This window comes from Alteriqipengyuania triglochinis (genome assembly GCF_054655655.1).
The window spans coordinates 170,362-189,611 of record NZ_BAAHNC010000002.1 but is presented as its reverse complement, the minus strand read 5'-3'; the positions used below and the strand labels follow the sequence as shown (position 1 = coordinate 189,611).

General features: G+C 66.8%; 20 protein-coding genes. 10 read left to right on the top strand and 10 right to left on the bottom strand.

Features of this window, described 5'->3' with window-relative positions:
• Positions 1-10: 10 nt before the first annotated feature.
• The 5 genes from ACYQ0L_RS06645 to ACYQ0L_RS06625 form a co-directional block, all read right to left on the bottom strand.
• Positions 11-895 carry an alpha/beta fold hydrolase gene (locus ACYQ0L_RS06645; protein WP_459788252.1) on the bottom strand — a complete coding sequence of 295 codons (885 nt, stop codon included), beginning with the start codon at positions 893-895 and terminating at the stop codon, positions 11-13.
• Positions 882-1,079 (bottom strand): helix-turn-helix transcriptional regulator, encoded by a 198-nt coding sequence (locus tag ACYQ0L_RS06640; RefSeq protein WP_459788251.1) that lies wholly within the window; start codon positions 1,077-1,079, stop codon positions 882-884. The genes ACYQ0L_RS06645 and ACYQ0L_RS06640 overlap by 14 nt, the downstream gene beginning before the upstream one ends.
• A complete protein-coding gene (locus ACYQ0L_RS06635) occupies positions 1,076-1,693 on the bottom strand; it encodes a hypothetical protein (RefSeq protein WP_459788250.1) in 618 nt (205 codons plus the stop codon). The genes ACYQ0L_RS06640 and ACYQ0L_RS06635 overlap by 4 nt, the downstream gene beginning before the upstream one ends.
• Before the next feature lie 73 nt (positions 1,694-1,766).
• The gene (locus ACYQ0L_RS06630) at positions 1,767-1,949 is read right to left on the bottom strand and encodes a hypothetical protein (RefSeq protein ID WP_459788249.1); all 183 of its coding nucleotides are present in this window, start codon (positions 1,947-1,949) and stop codon (positions 1,767-1,769) included.
• A gap of 45 nt (positions 1,950-1,994) precedes the next feature.
• Positions 1,995-2,168, bottom strand: coding sequence for a hypothetical protein (locus tag ACYQ0L_RS06625; RefSeq protein WP_459788248.1), 174 nt, complete (start codon positions 2,166-2,168; stop codon positions 1,995-1,997).
• A gap of 295 nt (positions 2,169-2,463) precedes the next feature.
• Between ACYQ0L_RS06625 and ACYQ0L_RS06620 the strand changes: the two genes are divergently transcribed.
• The 3 genes from ACYQ0L_RS06620 (at position 2,464) to ACYQ0L_RS06610 (ending at position 5,788) form a co-directional block, all read left to right on the top strand.
• Positions 2,464-2,970, top strand: a complete 507-nt coding sequence (locus ACYQ0L_RS06620; RefSeq protein ID WP_459788247.1) for a hypothetical protein — start codon at positions 2,464-2,466, stop codon at positions 2,968-2,970.
• Between the two features lie 69 nt (positions 2,971-3,039).
• Positions 3,040-5,037, top strand: coding sequence for a threonine--tRNA ligase (gene thrS / locus ACYQ0L_RS06615; RefSeq protein ID WP_459788246.1), 1,998 nt, complete (start codon positions 3,040-3,042; stop codon positions 5,035-5,037).
• Between the two features lie 4 nt (positions 5,038-5,041).
• Positions 5,042-5,788, top strand: a complete 747-nt coding sequence (locus tag ACYQ0L_RS06610; protein ID WP_459788245.1) for a TSUP family transporter — start codon at positions 5,042-5,044, stop codon at positions 5,786-5,788.
• Between the two features lie 151 nt (positions 5,789-5,939).
• On the opposite strand, the gene ACYQ0L_RS06605 is transcribed toward ACYQ0L_RS06610, so the two are convergent.
• Entirely contained in the window at positions 5,940-6,935 is a 996-nt protein-coding gene (locus ACYQ0L_RS06605) for an agmatine deiminase family protein (protein ID WP_459788244.1), read from the bottom strand.
• Positions 6,936-6,954: 19 nt separating this feature from the next.
• A complete protein-coding gene (locus ACYQ0L_RS06600; protein WP_459788243.1) occupies positions 6,955-8,652 on the bottom strand; it encodes a M28 family metallopeptidase in 1,698 nt (565 codons plus the stop codon).
• A gap of 135 nt (positions 8,653-8,787) precedes the next feature.
• Between ACYQ0L_RS06600 and ACYQ0L_RS06595 the strand changes: the two genes are divergently transcribed.
• The 5 genes from ACYQ0L_RS06595 to ACYQ0L_RS06575 all read left to right on the top strand — a co-directional run bounded on the left by ACYQ0L_RS06595 (position 8,788) and on the right by ACYQ0L_RS06575 (position 15,270).
• Positions 8,788-11,472, top strand: coding sequence for a bifunctional [glutamine synthetase] adenylyltransferase/[glutamine synthetase]-adenylyl-L-tyrosine phosphorylase (locus tag ACYQ0L_RS06595; RefSeq protein ID WP_459788242.1), 2,685 nt, complete (start codon positions 8,788-8,790; stop codon positions 11,470-11,472).
• Positions 11,469-11,936, top strand: a complete 468-nt coding sequence (locus tag ACYQ0L_RS06590) for a peroxiredoxin (protein WP_459788241.1) — start codon at positions 11,469-11,471, stop codon at positions 11,934-11,936. The genes ACYQ0L_RS06595 and ACYQ0L_RS06590 overlap by 4 nt, the downstream gene beginning before the upstream one ends.
• A gap of 38 nt (positions 11,937-11,974) precedes the next feature.
• Positions 11,975-12,781, top strand: a complete 807-nt coding sequence (locus tag ACYQ0L_RS06585) for a ferritin-like domain-containing protein (protein ID WP_459788240.1) — start codon at positions 11,975-11,977, stop codon at positions 12,779-12,781.
• Between the two features lie 148 nt (positions 12,782-12,929).
• Positions 12,930-13,628 (top strand): M23 family metallopeptidase, encoded by a 699-nt coding sequence (locus ACYQ0L_RS06580; protein WP_459788239.1) that lies wholly within the window; start codon positions 12,930-12,932, stop codon positions 13,626-13,628.
• 109 nt (positions 13,629-13,737) lie between these two features.
• Positions 13,738-15,270, top strand: coding sequence for an acyl-CoA synthetase (locus ACYQ0L_RS06575; protein ID WP_459788238.1), 1,533 nt, complete (start codon positions 13,738-13,740; stop codon positions 15,268-15,270).
• A gap of 230 nt (positions 15,271-15,500) precedes the next feature.
• Here the strand turns inward: ACYQ0L_RS06575 and ACYQ0L_RS06570 are convergent, their stop codons facing one another.
• Positions 15,501-16,385, bottom strand: a complete 885-nt coding sequence (locus tag ACYQ0L_RS06570; protein ID WP_459788237.1) for a UTP--glucose-1-phosphate uridylyltransferase — start codon at positions 16,383-16,385, stop codon at positions 15,501-15,503.
• A 133-nt stretch (positions 16,386-16,518) separates the two neighbouring features.
• Here ACYQ0L_RS06570 and murA point away from each other — a divergent pair, with 133 nt between their 5' ends.
• Both murA and ACYQ0L_RS06560 read left to right on the top strand, forming a co-directional pair.
• The gene (gene murA / locus ACYQ0L_RS06565; protein WP_459788236.1) at positions 16,519-17,802 is read left to right on the top strand and encodes a UDP-N-acetylglucosamine 1-carboxyvinyltransferase; all 1,284 of its coding nucleotides are present in this window, start codon (positions 16,519-16,521) and stop codon (positions 17,800-17,802) included.
• 70 nt (positions 17,803-17,872) lie between these two features.
• Entirely contained in the window at positions 17,873-18,100 is a 228-nt protein-coding gene (locus tag ACYQ0L_RS06560) for a hypothetical protein (RefSeq protein ID WP_459788235.1), read from the top strand.
• Between the two features lie 7 nt (positions 18,101-18,107).
• Here the strand turns inward: ACYQ0L_RS06560 and ACYQ0L_RS06555 are convergent, their stop codons facing one another.
• Both ACYQ0L_RS06555 and ACYQ0L_RS06550 read right to left on the bottom strand, forming a co-directional pair.
• Positions 18,108-18,374, bottom strand: coding sequence for a ribbon-helix-helix domain-containing protein (locus tag ACYQ0L_RS06555; RefSeq protein ID WP_459788234.1), 267 nt, complete (start codon positions 18,372-18,374; stop codon positions 18,108-18,110).
• Positions 18,371-19,243: a hypothetical protein gene (locus tag ACYQ0L_RS06550; protein WP_459788233.1), complete on the bottom strand. Its 873-nt coding sequence runs from the start codon at positions 19,241-19,243 to the stop codon at positions 18,371-18,373. The genes ACYQ0L_RS06555 and ACYQ0L_RS06550 overlap by 4 nt, the downstream gene beginning before the upstream one ends.
• Between the last annotated feature and the right edge of the window lie 7 nt (positions 19,244-19,250).

Genomic DNA, 19,250 nt, shown 5'->3' with positions numbered 1-19,250 from the left:
CGGGGCCGGGCTAGGGCTGCAACGCGGCGCTCAGCGCGCTGGCGAAGGCGTCGGGCTGGTCGAACATCACGAAGTGGAAGGCGTCGTCGATCGGCACGATCTCGACCCCGTCCAGCCCTTCGTATGCGCCGCAGTAGAGCGGCAGGACGCGCTCCTTCGTGGCGTAGGGGTTGGTGGCCGCGATCACGGTGGTCGGCGCTTCGATCTTGCCCAGCAGCGGGCGCGCGTCGGTGGTCATCAGCGCCTCGATCGCGGCGGCGAAGGTCGCCCGGTCGCTTGCGATGGTCCAGCCGGCAACCTCCTGCTGCCGGTCCGGCGACTGGACGAGCGAGCGCACGCCGGTCTCCTGCGTGGCGGCGAAGGTGGTATCGTCCTGGTTGCGGATCTGGCCAGCGAGCATCGCCGCCTGCGGCGCGATCGTTTCGGGCGTGGCGGCGGGATTGAAGATCAGCGGGTAGAACGGCAGCGAATCGACCACCACCAGCCGCTCGACCCGGTCGGGGTGCCCGGCGGCGATCAGCAGGCCCATGAAGCCGCCCATCGAATGGCCGACGATCGATGCGCGCTCGATCCCGGCGCAGTCCATATAGGCGAGGATCTCGTCCTGCGCGCGCCGGAGGATGGTGGCGGGCGGTCCGTTCGGCGCGCGACCTGCGAACCCGGCCACATGGACCCGGTGGACACGGTATTGCTGCTCCAGCTGCGGTGTCACCCCGTCCCAGGTCGCGGGCGAAGAGCCGAGGCCCGGGATCAGGATCACGTCGGGCCCTTCTCCGCTTGCTTCGTAAGGTGGGCAGGAGGATGCCTGCTGCGCCGAAGCACCGGTCGCGGCAAGCAGGGCCGCCAGCCCGGCGACGAGGATACCGGTAAGGCGCATGATGTCAGTCCTTTTCACGGATGAAGATCTCTTCGATCGCGAGGCCGAAGACCTCGGCGATCTGGAAAGCGAGGGGGAGCGAGGGATCGTAACGGCCGGTCTCGATCGCATTGACGCTCTGGCGGCTGACGCCGAGCTCTTCGGCCAGCGCCTGCTGGCTCCAGCTGCGCTCGGCGCGCAGCACCTTGAGGCGGTTCTTCATCGGCCCCGGACCCGCAGGATCAGATGTGAGATCCCAAGCCCGACCGCCCAGACCGGCAGCACCCACCACGCCCAGACGTGCGGGACGAGGCCGAAGGTTTCGAGGAAGCCGTAGAAAATACCGATCGCGAGGACCATGCCGAGGCTCATCAGCGCGGCGAGCACGGTGCGGTAGCGCAGGTATTCGTCGGTCTCCTCGACCAGATACCGGCCCATCGCCCAGATCATCACGAAGGTCGGCAAAGTCGGCAGCAGTGCGAGCAGCACGGTCACAGGCTGCGACAGCGATTGGTCGTAGCGGTTCCAGATCGAGAGCGCGATGCCGAGCCCGAGCACGTAGCCGAAGCTGCCGAACATCGCGCGGCGGTTGTATCGCACCATCGCGGGGCTCGCGCAGCCGGACGCCGCCTGCTTGCGCTCGGATGCCTTCACCAATGGAAACAGCAGCGCCATTGGCAGCAGCATCACCGCCATCGCCGCAGGTCCCTCCAGCGCGCTCGACGCAAGAAAGGCGGTGGCGAACATGGCGATCACGAACAGCGCGCCCCAGAAGATCGGTCCGCGACCGAGGAATCCCTGCGGTGGCGAAGCGTCGTTCGAAACATTCGTCGTCATCTCGGGCCACTTTCTGCTGTGTCTCGGCGCATCACGCCGGGGGTTGGATATTGGGGGCGGGCCGATGTGCCGATCATGCCCGGCCCCCGCAGCGCGAGCGGACCGCGACCGCGCCGATCGTGACGACCGCAAGCGCCGGCATCACGACCAGCAGTTTTTGTGCATTGTCGCCCGGAATGAGATCGGTGCGGCCCGCTGCGGCGATGCCGATCATTGCGACGGCCCAGACGATGGCGATGAGGAGAGAGCGTTTCATGGTCGATGTCCTTTCGATGTCACTATCGGTGGTAGTGGTGGGGAATCAGGAGCCTGCGCGTGCCGCGCTCGTGCTGCGGCTCATGCACCCGATCGCCGTCATCAGCGGAAGGGAGAGCACTGCGGCGAAGGTCGCCCAGTCGGGCAGCACGTCGACGATGTTGAGCAGGGCAACAGCGACGACGAGGAGTCCCCAAAAGGGGTATAGTTTGCGGGACATGGTCAAGCTTCCTTTCTGCTATGGAAAGGTTGCTTGTCACGCGGGGCGGTGGATGTCAAGGACGCTTTGCATAAGAGAAAGGGTACTTGCCACAGGGGCTGGACCGGCCGGAAATCCGCGCTATATCCCTCGCATGGCCAAGATCATCGCCAGGACCACGACGACTACCACGACCTCGGGCAACCGGGGGCGGTCGGTCGCGGTCTGACGCGCGAGCGACGCCACCCGGGTTCGGGTGGCGCTGCGCCAGCTTCCCGGACCTGCAATCTTTCGCTGGCGCGGCGGACTTGCGAGCATGCGCTACTACATCGACACCGAATTCAACGGCACCGACGGCCAGCTGCTGAGCCTTGCGCTGGTGCGGCAGGATGGCGCGCATTTCTACGAGGTGCTGCACGCGCACGAGCTGATCGTGCCGTGGGTGCAAGAGCATGTCGTGCCCTTCTACGACCAGGAGCCGGTCGAGCGCCTGCAGGCCGTCAAGAAGATGCAGAAGTTCCTCAGGAAGGATGAGGGCCCGCACGTCTTCATCGCCGACTGGCCGGAGGATCTGGTGCACTTCAACCGGATGCTGCTGCGCGATCAGGGCAAGCGCAACGATCCCTTCCGCTATAGCTGCCTGCTGTTGAGCCTGCCCCGTTTCAGCACCTCCAGGGCCAGCGAGGTGCCGCACAACGCGCTGGCCGATGCGCGCGCGCTTGCGGCCCATGTCGAAGCCAACCTCGCCGGCGAGATCGACGAGATGGAGGAGGCCGACCTCACGATGGTCAGGAATACTTGCGGCGAGACCACCGTTGCCTAGCCGCGCCGCGCCGACCATAGGCGATCCATTCCATTCTCCCGAACACTGCTCGGACGAAAGCACGACACAATGACCGAACTGCTCAAGATCAGCCTGCCCGATGGCTCCGTGCGCGAGATGCCGGAAGGATCGACTCCCGCGGATGTCGCCGCCGCGATCGGCCCCGGTCTCGCCAAGGCGGCGATTGCGGCCCGGGTGAACGGCGAACTGCGCGACATCACGCGCCCCTTCGAAGGCGACGCGCAGCTTGCGCTGGTGACCAGCAAGGACGTCGACGAGGCGCTGGAGCTGGCCCGGCACGATTACGCACACGTGCTCGCCGAAGCGGTGCAGAATCTCTTCCCCGGAACGCAGATCACCTTCGGCCCCGCGACCGACGACGGCTTCTACTACGACTTCGCCCCCGCCAAAGGCCGCGGTGCCTTCACCGAGGAAGACCTGCCGAAAATCGAGGAGGAGATGCGCCGCATCATCGCGGCGGATACCCCGTTGGAGCGTGAGGTGTGGACCCGCCAGCAGCTGATCCAGTGGTTCAAGGACCACGGCGAAAGCTTCAAGGCCGAATGGGCCGCCGAGCTTCCCGAGGGCGAAGAGCTGACGGTCTATCGCCAGGGCGACTGGCTCGACATGTGTCGCGGGCCGCATCTTGCCAGCACCGGCAAGCTCGACCCGCAGGCGTTCAAGCTGACGCGTGTTTCGGGCGCCTACTGGCGCGGCGACCAGAAGAACGCGATGCTCAGCCGCATCTACGGCACCGGCTGGCTCAACAAGAAGCAGCTGAACGAGCACCTTCACCGCATGGAGGAGGCTGCCAAGCGCGACCACCGCAAGCTGGGCCGCGAGATGGACCTGTTCCACTTGCAGGAAGAGGCGCATGGCAGCGTCTTCTGGCATCCGCAGGGCTACAAGATCTGGCGCGAGCTGGAGGCATATATGCGCCGCAAGATGGACGGCGCGGGCTATCGCGAGATCAAGACGCCGCAGGTGATGGATGCCCGCCAGTGGGAACGCTCCGGCCATTGGGGCAAGTATCGCGAAAACATGTTCGTCATCCCCGACGAAGTGCCCAACACCGAGGATGAGGGCGAGCTCGTCTCCAAGGACGCCGACTGGATGGCGCTGAAGCCGATGAACTGCCCCGCGCACGTCATGGTCTTCAAGCAGGGCATCACGTCCTATCGCGACTTGCCGATCCGGTTGGGCGAAATGGGCTGCTGCCACCGCAACGAGCCGCACGGGGCGCTCCATGGGATCATGCGCGTGCGCCAGTTCACGCAGGACGATGCGCATATCTTCTGCCGCGAAGATCAGGTGGTCGAAGAAGTGCGCGCCTTCTGCAAGCTGGTGGACGAGGTCTATTCCGATTTCGGATTCGAATATCAGGTCAAGCTCGCGCTGCGTCCGGAAAAACGGTTCGGCAGCGACGAGATGTGGGACAAGGCGGAACAGGAATTGCGCGACGCCGTGGCCGAAGCCGGCATGGCATCCGAGGAATATGGCTGGGAAGAGCTGCCGGGCGAAGGCGCGTTCTACGCCCCCAAGCTGGAATGGCACCTGACCGACGCGATCGGGCGGACCTGGCAGGTCGGCACAATCCAGGGCGACCGCGTGCTGCCCGAACGCCTCGATGCGAGCTATATCGGCGAGGATGGCGAGAAGCACCGCCCGGTGATGCTCCACCGCGCGATCTTCGGCACGTTCGAACGCTTCATCGGCGTGCTGATCGAGCATTTCGCAGGCCGTTTGCCGCTGTGGCTCGCCCCGACGCAGGCCGTGGTCGCGACCATCGTCTCCGATGCGGACGATTACGCCAACGAGGCGCTGGCCAAGCTGCGCGCGGCGGGCATCCGCACCGAGGCGGACCTGCGCAACGAGAAGATCAACTACAAGGTGCGCGAGCACAGCCTTGCGAAGGTTCCGCACCTGCTGGTGGTCGGCAAGCGCGAGGCCGAGGAAGGCACGGTCGCGGTCCGCACGCTCGGCGAGAAGGAGCAGCGCGTGATGAGCCTCGACGACGCGATCACGATGCTGCGCGACGGCGCCACCCCGCCTGATCTGCGCGACTGACGCCTTGGAACTCCTCGCCGGATTTACATGGCTGCAACTTGCAGTCGCGCTCGGCACGGGGCTGGTCGCGGCGTTCATTCGCGGGCTCGCAGGCTTCGGCCTCGCGATCCTGCTGGTGCCGGTGCTCGCGCTGGCGCTGACACCGGTCGAGGCGGTGCTGACCACCAACGTGGTCGCGCTGCTGATCGGCGGGCTGGAACTGCCGCGCCTGCTGCGCGAGGCGGAGCGCAGCGTGTGGGTCATCATCGGGCTGGTGTTGCTGACGACGCTGCCGGGGCTCGCGCTTCTGGCGGCGACTCCGCCGGACATTGCCCGCCTGCTGATCGCACTGGTGGCGCTGTCCGCCTTCGTCGCGATTCTCTTCCCCGTCCGCGAGCCGGAGCGGCCCGGCATCGTCACGACCGGACTGACCGGCGCGGCGACCGGCATCCTCACCGGCTTTGCCGGCATGCCCGGCCCGCCGGTGGTGCCCTATTACGTCGGGCGCGCGATCCCGCGGCAGGTGGCCAAAAGCTCGATGATCCTGATCTTCACCTTCGCGGCGCTGATCGGAATCGGATCGGGCGTGGCGCTCGGCCGGATGGAATGGCGGCTGGCGCTGCTGGGCGCGATGCTGCTGCCGGTCGTGATCCTCGGCACGTGGCTTGGGCGCAAGGCGGACGGGCACGTGTCCGACCGCGCATGGCGCATATTCGTGGGACTGGTGCTGGCCGCTGCGGCGTTGGCCGCGCTGCTCAAGCTGGTCGTCTAAAAGACCGGAACGAACCGTTCGGCCACGACCAGCGCAAGGGCGCAGCCGATCACGATGATGCTGCGGGCTGCGTTGAGAGCGTCGATGCGCCGGGTGAGAGCGATTGTGCGGGCCATGACCTGTATGATCGGCCCCAGCCGTTAAGGGAGTCTTACCCCTCGGCCATCGCGGGCATCTGCATGCTGGCACAGTGGAATCCGCCGCCACCCGCAAGCACCGCGCGCATCGGCAGGCCGACTGCGGTTCGGGTAGGGAACAGCGCATCGATCGCCGCGACCGCAGCATCGTCCTGCGGCACGCCGAAGGTCGGCACTGCCACGATCGAATTGCAGATCGCGAAGTTGGCGTAGCTCGCCGGTTCGACGAAGGGCCCGCGCGCGATCCGTCCGGGCGAGGGAATCGGCGCGACGCTCAGCCCGGCGGCTTGGAGTCGGGCTCTGGCATCGGCGTAGACCTCCGCATTGGGATCGTCCTTGCCGCAGGGCTCGGCCAGCGCGACGGTGCCCGGCGCTACGAAGCGGGCAAGATTGTCGACATGACCATCGGTGTGATCGTTAAGCAGGCCATCACCCAGCCACACCACCTTCGTCAGCCCGAGATGATCGGCGAGCCGTGCCTCGATCTCCTCACGAGACAGGCCCGGATTGCGGTTGGGGTTGAGCAGGCACTGCGCGGTCGTCAGCACCGTGCCTCCGCCGTCGGTGTCGATCGCGCCGCCTTCGAGGATCCACTCGGGCCGGTCGAGCGGCAGGCCTTCGTCGTCGGCAAGCTCGGCCCCGATGCTCTGATCTCCGGCCATCAGGTACTTCTCACCCCAGCCGTTGAAGCCGGGGCGCACTGCGATACGCTGGCCTACGCGGTCGATCACGATCGGCCCGGTGTCGCGCAGCCAGACGTCGCCATAGGTGCGCCGCTCCAGCGCGACCGCGCCCGAGACGAGTGCCTTGGCGCGCGCCTCGTTCGCGGCGTCGCGCACCAGCAGGCGGACCTGCTGGCCGCTTTCGGCGACCGCATTGCCAAAGCCCGCGATTTCTTCCTGCGCCGGGACAAGGGCATCGCCCCATTCGTCCGGATCGTGGGGGAAACCGATCCACAGCCAGTCCTGCGGCTCCCATTCGGCGAGGAGCCGCCTGGTTTCGGTGCTCATGATGCGTTCGCCCCTGCGATCAGCAACCCTTGTTGGTCGCGGCGCAACTCTCGTCGCGGATGCCGCGGAACTCGTCGCCTTCGACCCAGTTGGGCCAGCTCGTGCTCATCGCCATCATCCGGCCCAGACGATAATAGAGCTGCAGGTCGGCCATCACGCCCGACCAGTCCCACTCCTCGTCGAACTCGTCCTTGGGCCCGTGGTAGCGATTGGCGCGATACTCCTCGGCAATCGCCTCGCCCGCCTCGCGACCGCCTTCGATCAGGTCTTCGCCGCCGTCGATATAGAGCATCGGCACGCCTTGCTTGGCGAAGGGGAAGTGGTCCGAACGGTAGTAGTAGCCCGCCTCGGGCGTCGGGTTGTCGGTCGCCACGCGGCCATCGGCTTCGAGCGCTGCGGCGAGGAACTGGTCGAGCTGCGACTTGCCGGGGCCAACCACGGTGACATCGCGCGAAGGCCCGGCGACGAGGAAGGCATCCATGTTCACCCCGCCGACCGTCTGGTCGAGCGGGAAGACCGGGTTCTGCGCGTAGTAGGTGGAACCGAGCAGGCCCTGCTCCTCCGCCGTCACGGCGAGGAACACGAGGCTGCGATCCGCCGCGCCCGCCTTGGCATGCGCCTCCGCCAGCGCGACCAGCGCGGCGGTACCGGTGGCATTGTCGACCGCGCCGTTGCAGATATCGTCCCCATCATCGGCGGGGGTGCAGCGGCCCAGGTGATCCCAGTGCGCGGTGTGGAGCACGTATTCGTCGGGCCGCTTGGTGCCCGGCAGCACGCCGATCACGTTCTGCGACATGTATTCGCGGCTGTCGTTGGCAAAGCTGGTCGAGGCCTTGAGGCCCAGCCGCACGCCGGTGAAATCCTGCTTGCGCGCGGCTTCCTTCAGCTTGCCTAGGTCCTGCCCGGCCGCCTTGAAGATCTTCTCCGCGACCGAATTCTGGACCCAGCCGTTCATCTGCGTCAGCGGCGGCGCGTTCTCGCCGCGCTGCGGATAGGCCTGCGGGCCCGACCAGCTGCTTTCGACGACGTTCCAGCCGTAGGAGGCAGGCTCGGTCTCGTGGATGATCAGCGCGCCGGTCGCGCCTTGGCGCGCGGCTTCCTCGAACTTGTAGGTCCAGCGCCCGTAATAGGTCATCGCCTTGCCGTTGAACGGGCCTTCGAGGTCCTCGGCGCCGAAATCGGGATCGTTGACGAGGATGACCGCGGTCTTCCCCTTCATGTCGAGCCCCTCGTAATCGTTCCAGTCCCGCTCCGGCGCGTTGATGCCGTAGCCGACGAAGACCAGTTCGCTGTCGTTGATGCGGGTCTGCGGGGTTTCGCGATAGCTCACGCCGACCCAGTCTTCGCCATAGTCGAACGCCATCCCGTCGCCCTCGCCGCCGGTGATGGTGAGCGGAGCGTAATCGCTGCCGGTAATCTCGACCAGCGGCACGTCCTGAGTCCACGATCCGTCATTGCCCGGCTCGAGCCCGGCGGCCTCGAAGCGCTCGGTCAGCAGCGCGACCGTCATCCGCCCGCCTTCGGTGCCGGGCATGCGGCCTTCGAATTCGTCGCTCGACAATTCACGAGTGAGGTCGATCATCGTCTTTTCGGAGATGTCGCCATCGGCCACCTCGGGAATGTCGAGGCTGCTTTCCTCGTCCCCGCCCGAAAGGACGGCGGCATCGCAGCCGGCGAGGGCAAGTGCGGCAGCGGCCACGGCAAGAATGCGTTTCATGGCTTGGAAATCTCCGGAATCTTTCGCGTCCCGGCGTCTGTTGCAAAAGCGGAGGCGCAGGGCAAGTGAACACAGGCCTGCGCACAGGCGCGCCTGCGCTTGCCAGCAGGGTGCAGGAAAGGCAGGGCAGTGCGCATGACAGCCGACTGGCCAGGAGCGATCGCACGGGCACGGGACAACGCGCCGTTCCTGGCGCGCAGCCTCGATCGCCTGCCCGAACTCGAGAGCCTGCTGGCGGCGGGCGAGGCCCATGCCGCGTTCGATTATGCGGCCACGGCGGGCGCGGGCGCGGAGGTGGGCGTGGCCCTGCGGCGCGAGCGGCTGGCGCTGGCGCTTACGCTGGCCATCGGCGATCTGGCCGGTGCCTTCACGCTCGACGACGTGATGCAGCGGCTCTCCGCCTTTGCCGACCGGTCGCTCGACCGGGCGATCGCCGAGGCCGCGCGCACGCGGACCACGCTCGAAAGCGTCGATGGCTTCTTCGCGCTGGCCCTGGGCAAGCACGGGGCGAGCGAGCTGAACTACAGTTCGGACATCGACCCGATCCTGCTGTTCGATCCCGATGTGCTGGCGAGCGGCGGTCGCTCCGGCCCCGCCGAAACCGCGCAGCGCATGGCGCGTGACATCATCCGCCTGCTGTCCGACCATACCGAGGAAGGCTACGTCTTCCGGGTCGACCTGCGGCTGCGTCCGGCGGCGGAGATCACCCCGCTGGCGGTATCGGTGAATGCGGCGGCGACCCATTACGAAAGCGCGGCGCTGGCGTGGGAACGCGCGGCCTTCATCCGCGCGCGATCGGCCGCGGGCGACGTGCCGCGCGGCGAGCGCTTTCTTGCCAGCATCCGGCCCTTCGTCTGGCGCCGCAGCCTCGATTTCGGCGCGATCGACGATATCGCGCAGCTGCGCGTGCGCATCCGCGAAGCCTATCGCGGGGAGAAGAGCCTCGGCCCCGGTTTCGATCTGAAGCGCGGGCGCGGCGGCATTCGCGAGATCGAGTTCTTCGCCCAGACACACCAGCTGATCCACGGCGGGCGCGATCCGCGCCTGCGTGGCAGCGACACCCGCGCTGCGCTCCATGCGCTCGCCCGGGTCGATATCATCGAACCGGATGTCGCGACCGATCTGGCCCATGCCTATACCCGCCTGCGCACCGCGGAGCACCGCATCCAGATGCTGGAGGACCGCCAGACGCATACCATCCCGGACGGCGAGGCGCTGGAGCGGCTCGCCCGGCTGGACGGCTTTGCCGATGCGGATGCGCTGCTTGCCGACCTCGAACCGCACCTCGCCGCGACCGCGCAGGCATTCGACCGGCTGCTGGAGGCGAGCGCCACCGGGACCGCGAACGAGCGCCCGGTCGGCGATCTGATCGCGGCCAGCCCGCTGGCGGATGAGGAGGCGCTTGCCGAACGGGTCTCTCGCTGGCTCGACGGGCGCTATCGCGCGCTTCGCAGCACCGACGCGCAGAACGCGTTTCGTCGCCTGCTTCCCCCGCTGCTCGCCGCGCTGGCCGAATCGGCGGAGCCCGACCGGGCGATCGTCCGGCTCGAAGGGCTGCTGGAAGCGCTGCCGAGCGGGATCAACCTGTTCCGCCTGCTCGAGGCGCGGCCCGCGCTGCTCGACCAGTTCCTCTCGATCATCACGCTCGCCCCGCCGCTCGCCAACGACCTGAAGCTGCGTCCGGCCTTGCTCGATGCGCTGATAGACCGTTCCGCTCTCGACCTGCCGGAGAGCGTGCCCGCGCTCACGCGCAGCATGATGCGGGCCGAGCCACAGGGGAATTACGAGGCGCTGCTCGACCGGATCAGGGTGGTGACCGGCGAACAGCGCTTTGCGCTCGGCGTCCAGCTGATCGGCGGGGTGCACGACCCGCTGGATATTGCGCGCGGTTTCTCGACCGTGGCCGAAGCGGCGCTACAGGCCGCGCTTGCAGGTACCGTGGCCGAGTTCGAGAAGGTTCACGGGCGCATCGCAGGCGGCGAGATGGTGATCCTTGGCCTCGGGCGGCTGGGGGGAGAGGCGCTGACCCATGCTTCCGACCTTGATATCATCTACCTGTTCACCGGCGATCACGGCGCCGAGAGCGATGGCGATCGGCCGATGAGCGCGACGCGATACTATAATCGCCTGGCCCAGCGGGTGAGTGCGGCGTTGAGTGTGCCGACCGCCGAAGGCCCGCTCTACGAGGTCGATACGCGGTTGCGCCCGCAAGGTGCGCAGGGCCCGCTCGCGGTCAGTCTGGAGAGTTTCGCCCGCTATCAGCGCGAATCGGCGTGGACGTGGGAGCATATGGCGCTCGCCCGGGCGCGGGTGGTGGCAGGATCCTTCTCCGCACGCGGCGCGGTCGACGACATTGTCCGCAATGTGCTGTGCGCGCCCCGCGATCCGGCGGCCTTGCGCGCGGATGTGGTGAAGATGCGGACCGACATGGCGACGCACAAGCCGGCCAAGGGGCCGCTTGACGTCAAGCTGCTGCGCGGCGGGCTGGTCGACATCGAATTCATCCTCCACTTCCTCCAGCTGCGCGACAATGTCGCGCTCGACCCGCGCCTGTCCAAGGTGTGCGAGACGCTGGTCCATGCGGGCGCGCTGCCGGCCTCCTTCGCGCAGGCGCACGATTTCCTCACCCGGCTGATCGTCGCCGCGCGTCTGCTCGCCCCCGATCTTTCGGTCCCGCCCGGCGTGGCGGGCGAGGCGCTGGCGAAAGTCTGCGGGTGCGAGGACACCGCGGCGCTGGTGCAGCAGGTGGCCACGGCGCGGCGTGAGGTCGCCCGCGTGTGGCAGGACATGTTCGACGAGAAACTGGAGACAGAGCAATGAGTGTGAGCGAAGGCGACACGATGCCCGACGTCGCGATGGTGCGGCACGATGGCGAGGATGTGAAACCGTCCGACTATCGCGGGCGCAAGCTGGTGGTGTTCTTCTACCCGAAGGACAACACGCCGGGTTGCACGACCGAGGCGAAGGACTTTTCCGCGCTGAAAGACCGCTTCGAGACGGCCGGCTGTGCGCTGCTGGGCGTCAGCAAGGATTCGACGAAGAAGCACCAGAACTTCATCGCCAAGCACGACTTGACCGTGGACCTGGCGACCGATGCCGAGGAGGCCGGCCTGTCCGACGAGCTGGGCGTGTGGGCCGAGAAGAAGATGTACGGCAAGACCTTCATGGGCATGGTCCGCAGCACCTATCTGGTCGACGCGGACGGCAGGATTGCGCGCATCTGGCCGAAGGTGAAGGTCGCCGGCCACGCCGAGGAAGTGCTGGCGGCCGCGCAGGCCCAGTGAGGATGGCCCAGTGAGGATGACCCAGTGAGGATGGACCTGTGAGTGGGGAGGTGAGCCCCACGCTCGCCCGCGCGATCCGGGCGGCGCTGCTGACCGGCCCCGCCCGGGCCAAGGTCTTTGCCGCGCGGCAGGTTGCGCGCGACTGGCGGCTCGGGCGGCTGGAGCCGGTGTTCGATGTCGCCATGCCGGATCGGCCCGCGCGTCCTGCGCGGCCCGAGCTGCTGTCGCCCGGCGCCATGCCCCGGCGCGGCAAGGGCGGCTCGCTCCGCGGCCGGATCGCGCTGTGGCACGCGCTCGCGCATATCGAATTCGTCGCGATCGACCTCGCGCTCGACATGGTCGGGCGATTCGGGGCCCAGATGCCGCGCGCTTTCATCGACGATTTTCTGGGCGTGGCAGCGGACGAGGCGATGCATTTCGCGCTGCTCGAGCGGAAGCTGGCCGCGCTGGGATCGTCCTATGGCGCGCTGCCCGCCCACGGAGGACTATGGGAAGCGGCACACGAGACCCGCCACGATGTCGCCGCGCGGCTGGCGGTGGTGCCGATGGTGCTGGAGGCGCGCGGGCTGGATGTGACGCCCGTTACGCTGGAACGCGTGCGAGCCCAGGGCGATCTTGCGGGCGCGAAAATCCTGCAACGAATCCTCGACGACGAAATCCGCCATGTCGCAATCGGCACAAGGCATTTCGTCGCACACGCCGAAGCGATGGGATTCGACCCACCGAAACACTGGCAAAGCTTGGTAAACAGGCACTTCAGCGGAGCGATCAGGCCTCCGTTCAACGACTCGGCGCGTTACGCAGCCGGTTTGTCGCGAGACTTCTACGGTTCGGTTGCCGTTTAGAGCCAGCGCCGCCTAACAAGCTAACAGACGAAGGCGGGTAAGGTTCCCGTCATGATTTTCGGGGTCTCGGCGCTTCAACCGGATCGAGGAAGCTCAAGGGATCGGAACCGCGGGACAGGCTCCCGCCACCGACAGAGGGACGGATATTTTGCTGACCACTGATCGACTTTTCAGCCGTGCGAGCATTCTGTGCGCGGCCGCCATCATGACTCTTGCCGCGCCTGCACAGGCCAACAGCAGCTCCGCCGCCGCGGTCGACGTCTCCGACGCGGTGGAGGAAGCGCAGAGCCCGCTCGGCAATGGCGACGCCCAGTTCCGTCAGCTGTTCGCAAGCTGGCAGACGCTCGATGTCGAACGCAGCGAACCGGTCGCCCTGCCGACCGTGTCGATCCCGTCGAGCATGCCGCTCGAGAACGCGGTCATGACCAGCGGCTACGGCATGCGCAACCACCCGGTTCTGCGCAAGCGGGCGAACCACAAGGGCATCGACCTTGCTGCGCCCACCGGCACCCCGATCTACGCGACCGCCGACGGCACCGTGGAACGGGCCAACTGGTTCAGCAGCTACGGCAACTACATCCAGATCGGCCACGGCAACGCGATCGAGACGCGCTTCGCGCATCTCTCGCGGATCGTGGTCTCGGACGGGCAGCAGGTCCGCAAGGGCGACCTGATCGGCTATGTCGGCTCCACCGGCCGCTCGACCGGCCCGCACCTCCACTACGAAGTCCGCATCGATGGCCGCGCGGTCGACCCGCGCCCCTTCATGGTCGAGACCGAAGCGCAGGAAGCCTTCCGTCTCGCGATGGGCCCCGGCGGCATGGGCGGCGGCGACGAGGAAGAATAACCTTCCGAACGCGACCAGATCGAATTTCGAAAAGGCGGTGCTGCGGCGCCGCCTTTTTTCTTGCGTGTCCCCCGGCCATTCGAAAGACTGCGCTGCGGGAGAGAAAAACATGCATCCAATCACGCACGCTGCCGCGCGGCCCGATCACGCGGCCATCATCAACGCCTCCAGTGGCGATACCGTCACCTATGGAGAGCTCGACGCTTTCGCCAACCGCATGGCCCGCTGGCTGCGAGGGCGCGGGGTGGAGCGTGGGACGAGCGTGGGCCTGCTGCTCGAAAACCGGGCGCTCTACCTCGAACTGGTCTGGGCGGGCCAGCGCATGGGGGCGATGCTGGTGCCGATCGCCACCCGGCTGACCGCCCCAGAAATCGCCTACATCCTCGAAGATGCGGAATGTTCGCTGCTGCTCACCTCGACCGCCTATGCCGGGATGACGGCGGAGCTGGCGCGAATCATGCCGGATCTCGAGATCGTCGATGTCGATAGCGATGCCTTCAGGGGCGAAGTGTCCGCCGAGTCTGCGGAGATGATCGAAGACCCCGTACCGGGGCAATACATGCTCTATTCCTCGGGCACGACCGGACGGCCCAAGGGAATCAAGCCCGCGCCCCCGCCGAGTGAGGACATCACCGCGCCCAATCCGCTGGTGGGGCTGGCGACGATGGGCGTGGGCATGCCCGCCGACGGCAGCATGGTCTATCTCTCGCCCGCGCCGCTGTATCACGCGGCGCCGCTTGGCTGGTGCACCACCGCGCACCGGCTGGGCGGGACGGTCGTTATCATGGACAAGTTCACCCCCGAAGGCGCGCTGGCGGCGATCGAGAAATATCGTGTGACCGACAGCCAGTGGGTGCCGACGCACTTCGTGCGCATGCTCAAGCTGCCGGAAGAGGAACGCACCCGCTACGACCTTTCCAGCCACCAGCGCGCGATCCACGCCGCCGCGCCGTGCCCGGTCCCGATCAAGCAGGCGATGATCGAGTGGTGGGGGCCGATCATCCAGGAATATTACGCCGGGTCCGAAGGGATCGGCATGTCGCTGGTGAAGAGCGAGGACTGGCTTGGCAGGCCCGGCACCGTGGGACGGATGATCTACGGCAAGGCGCATGTCTGCGCGCCCGATGGCAGCGAGCTGCCGGCGGGCGAGACCGGGCTGCTGTTCTTCGAGAACGAGATCCTGCCGAGCTATCACAAGGACCCCGGCAAGACCGCCGAGGCCATGCATTCCGAAGGCTGGATGACGCTGGGCGACATCGGGCACATGGACGAGGATGGCTTCATCTTCCTGACCGACCGCAAGAGCCACATGATCATCTCGGGCGGGGTGAACATCTACCCGCAGGAGATCGAGAACCTCCTGGTCGCACACCCGCAAGTGCTCGACGCGGCGGTGATCGGCGCTCCGGACGCGGACCTGGGCGAGCGGGTGGTCGCCGTCATCCAGCCGGTCGATATGGCCTTGGCGGGCGACGCGTTCGAACAGGATTTGCGCGCCTACCTCGAACCGCAGCTCAGCAAGGTCAAAATGCCGAAGAGCTTCGACTTCCGGCCCGATCTGCCGCGTGAGGCGAACGGCAAGCTCTACAAGCGCGAACTGCGCGACGAATATGCGCGTGCCGGCGAAGCGGTGACAGGGTGACACGTGTCACCCATGTGTCACCCTTTGCTTCTGCGCCGTAAAAGTCTGAAAAGAAGCACTTTTAGTCGGGCCAAGACCCAGGAAGGTGACGGATGACATGTTTGGGGGCGGATTTCTGCTCTCGCAGGTCGCGGGGTAGCATGATCGACGGTGTGAAAGAGCCGATCGCGCCCTAGCAAAGCGCCCGGGAGTAGGAAAATCGCCGTCCTCCCGCGGCTTCGAGCCAAGTCCTACGCCTTGAGCAGACGCTCCGCCATCGCGCGGACCTCGTCGCCCATGTCCGGACGCTCGAGCGCGAGGGCCAGCGTGGCCTCGACGAAGCCGGTCTTGCTGCCGCAGTCGTAGCGTGCGCCGTCGAAGGTGACAGCGTGGAACGGCTGGTTGCCGATCATCTGCGCCATCGCATCGGTCAGCTGGATTTCGCCGCCCGCGCCCTTGCCCTGCGTTTCCAGCACCCGCATCACTTCGGGCTGGAGAATGTAGCGGCCCGAGATGATCTTGTTCGACGGCGCTTCGGCCACGGGGGGCTTTTCGACCAGGCCCGTGACCTCGGTCAGCGTGTCGCTCTTCTCTTCGCCCGGCGCGATCACGCCGTAGCTCGAGACGCTTTCTTCCGGGACTTCGAGCACGCTGATCAGGTTGCCGCCGACCTGTTCGTAGGCATCCACCATCTGCTTCATGCAGCCCGTGCTGCCCTCCCGCCCGATCATCAATTCGTCGGGGAGGAAGATCGCGAAGGGATCGTCGCCCACGATCGCGCGCGCGCACCAGATCGCATGGCCGAGGCCCATCGGCTCCTGCTGGCGGACGGTGATGATGTCGCCCGGCGTCGCGCGGGTCGGATCGAGGATCGAGAGGTCCTTGCCGCGCTCGGTCATCGTGCGTTCGAGTTCGAAGGCGACATCGAAATGCTCGACGATTGCGGTCTTGCCGCGTCCGGTGACGAAGATCATCTGCTCGATCCCCGCCTCGCGCGCCTCGTCCACCGCGTACTGGATCAGCGGGCGGTCCACGATCGCCAGCATTTCCTTGGGAATGGCCTTCGTCGCCGGGAGAAAGCGGGTGCCCAGCCCCGCGACGGGGAAGACGGCTTTGCGGATCGGTTTTTGCGCCATGGCTACAAGGTATGAGGTCAGCGCGCCGATCGGTCAATGGCACGGGAAAATGCAGGCCGCGCCGCGATTTAAGGACGGGCCGGGGTGCGACGGCGGCTTGTGTTGCGCGGTGCGAGCGCTAAACCCCCGTCGAATGGACAAACTGAGCATTATCGGCGGGCAACGGCTCTCCGGCACCATCCCGATTTCCGGCGCCAAGAACGCGGCACTGACGCTGATTCCCTGCGCGCTGCTGACCGACGAGCCGCTGACGCTGCGCAACCTGCCGCGGCTGGCGGACATCGACAGCTTCCAGCATCTGATGACGCAGTTCGGCGTGGCGGTGAACATCGCGGGCACGCGGCCGGAGGATTTCGGCCGGGTCGTGACCTACGAGGCGACTCGCCTCACCTCGACCACCGCGCCTTACGATCTCGTGCGCAAGATGCGCGCCTCGATCCTCGTGCTGGGGCCGATGCTGGCCCGCGCCGGGGTGGCCACGGTCTCGCAGCCCGGCGGCTGTGCGATCGGCAACCGCCCGATCGACCTGCACCTCAACGCGCTCGAAGCGCTGGGTGCGGAGCTCGAGCTGGCGCAGGGCTATGTCCGCGCGCACGCGCCCGACGGCGGCCTGCCGGGCGGCGAATATGATTTCCCCGTGGTTTCGGTCGGCGCGACCGAGAATGCGCTGATGGCCGCGGTGCTCGCCAATGGCACCTCGATCCTGCGCAACGCCGCGCGCGAGCCGGAAATCGTCGACCTGTGCAACCTGCTGGTCGCGATGGGGGCCGAGATCGAGAATATCGGCCAGTCGGACCTCGTGATCCACGGCGTGAAGCGGCTCCACGGCGCGACCTATCGCGTGATGGCCGACCGGATCGAAGCGGGCTCCTATGCCTGTGCGGCGGCGATAACCGGCGGCGAAGCGCGGCTCGAAGGCGCGAAGGCGGACGATATGTCCGCCACTCTGCATGCGCTGCGCAATATCGGCGTCCATGTCGAAACCGATGCCAAGGGCGTAACCGTCGCGGCAGACGGAAAGTTGCGGGCTGCGAACCTCTCGACCGCGCCGTACCCCGGCCTGGCGACCGACATGCAGGCCCAGCTGATGGCGCTGCTGACGGTGGCCGAAGGCACCAGCGTGCTGACCGAGACGATCTTCGAGAACCGCTACATGCACGTGCCCGAGCTGACCCGCATGGGCGCGGATATCGACGTGTCGGGCCGGACGGCGATCGTGAAGGGGCAGGCCGGGCTGACGGGGGCGGAAGTGATGGCGACCGACCTGCGCGCCTCGATGAGCCTCGTGATCGCCGCGCTTGCCGCCAAGGGCGAATCGCAGATCCGCCGGATCTACCACCTCGACCGCGGCTACGAGCGGCTGGAGGAGAAGCTCCAGGCGATCGGCGCGCAGATCGAGCGGGTCGGCGACGAGTAGCGACGATTTTCAGGACCTAACGCTGCGCTCCCACGTTCGCCAGATAACGACACTTTTCTGGAGACGTGACATGGGTCTGATTCGTACCGCAATTATCGGTGGCCTCGGTTACCTGGGCTACAAGGCTTACAAGGACCGCAAGGACGAAAACGGCGTCGCTTTTGCCAAGGGCCAGCCGGAAGGCACAGTTCGCGATGCGGGCTCGGCTGCCACCGCCACCAAGGGCGACACGATGAGCAGCACGGACGAGGCGCTCGACGAGACCTTCCCGGCGAGCGACGCGACCGCAAAGTACTGAGCCGATTTCAGAGGTCCGGGGGCGTGGGCGATGCCCCGTCCCCGGACCTCAACCCCTCCACCAGATATTGCCGGATCGCGCTGGCGAGCCCCGTGGGTTCGTCGGCCTCGAGTCGTGCGGCGTCGATCCGCGCGACGACCGCGTTGATCGGCACACCGAGCGCGCGCGCATGTTCGCGCAGCATATCCCAGAACACCGGCTCCAGCGTGATACTGGTCTTGTGGCCGGCGATCTCGACCGAGCGTTTGACGGGAGGATGGTAGCTGGCGGTCATGAACCGAAGCGCTCGATCCATTGGTCGTACGGAATACGGGTGATCGTGCGCAAAGATTGCCTCGCTTCGCCTCCGTGTTCGCCGCCCGTCACCGTCAGCTCGTTCTTCTCGACCCGCTTCCACACAAGTCCGGCTTGGTCGACTTCGAATTCGATGGAAACGATCCCGGTGGCGTCGATGCCCGCGGTTTCCTTCACCGCAGTTTCGCGCGCGAGGGTCTCTCCCATGATCTCTGCAACCATGAGCGCCGTCTCGACCTCGCTGTCGCGGACTGCCTGCGGGTCGATATCGGCGCTGGCGGACAGCACGGCCCGGCCGTCTCGTGAGCCGGTCCTTTTCAAGGTGGCGGCGCCGGCAGCACCGATCAGCGCAACCGGTTCCCCTTCCGCGATCCGCCCGGGGCGCATGCCGAACATTTCGACCGCTTCGATTACGGCATGAGGATTGCACTCGATCTGCACCGCCGTCCAGGTGAACAGCCAGCGCGAACAGACCTCGCGCGACCATTCGGCACTCGCCAGCCAGTCGGCGAGTCGAGCGGACAGCTCCGCTTCGTTGAGAAGGGCCTTGCTACCGTCGGGCGCGACCGCGATCCGCGCGGGGAACATCCACATTGCTGTGCCGCGCACCTCTTCGGCGGGGCCGGGGATCGAATATTCGATTTCTATCCCATCTTCGCTTTTGCCAATGACCCGTTCGACGAGGCCCTGTTGGCCGCTGCTGGTGCTGCGGCCTCCGAACTCGCCAAGGCTTTCGGTATGGGTTTCGTATTCCAGCCACAGGACATAGTCGTCCGCAGCGGACACGGATGACGGGGCGAGGGCGAACAGACATAGCGCGCTACGCCAAATCCATTTCGGCAGTGCCATCGCCCCG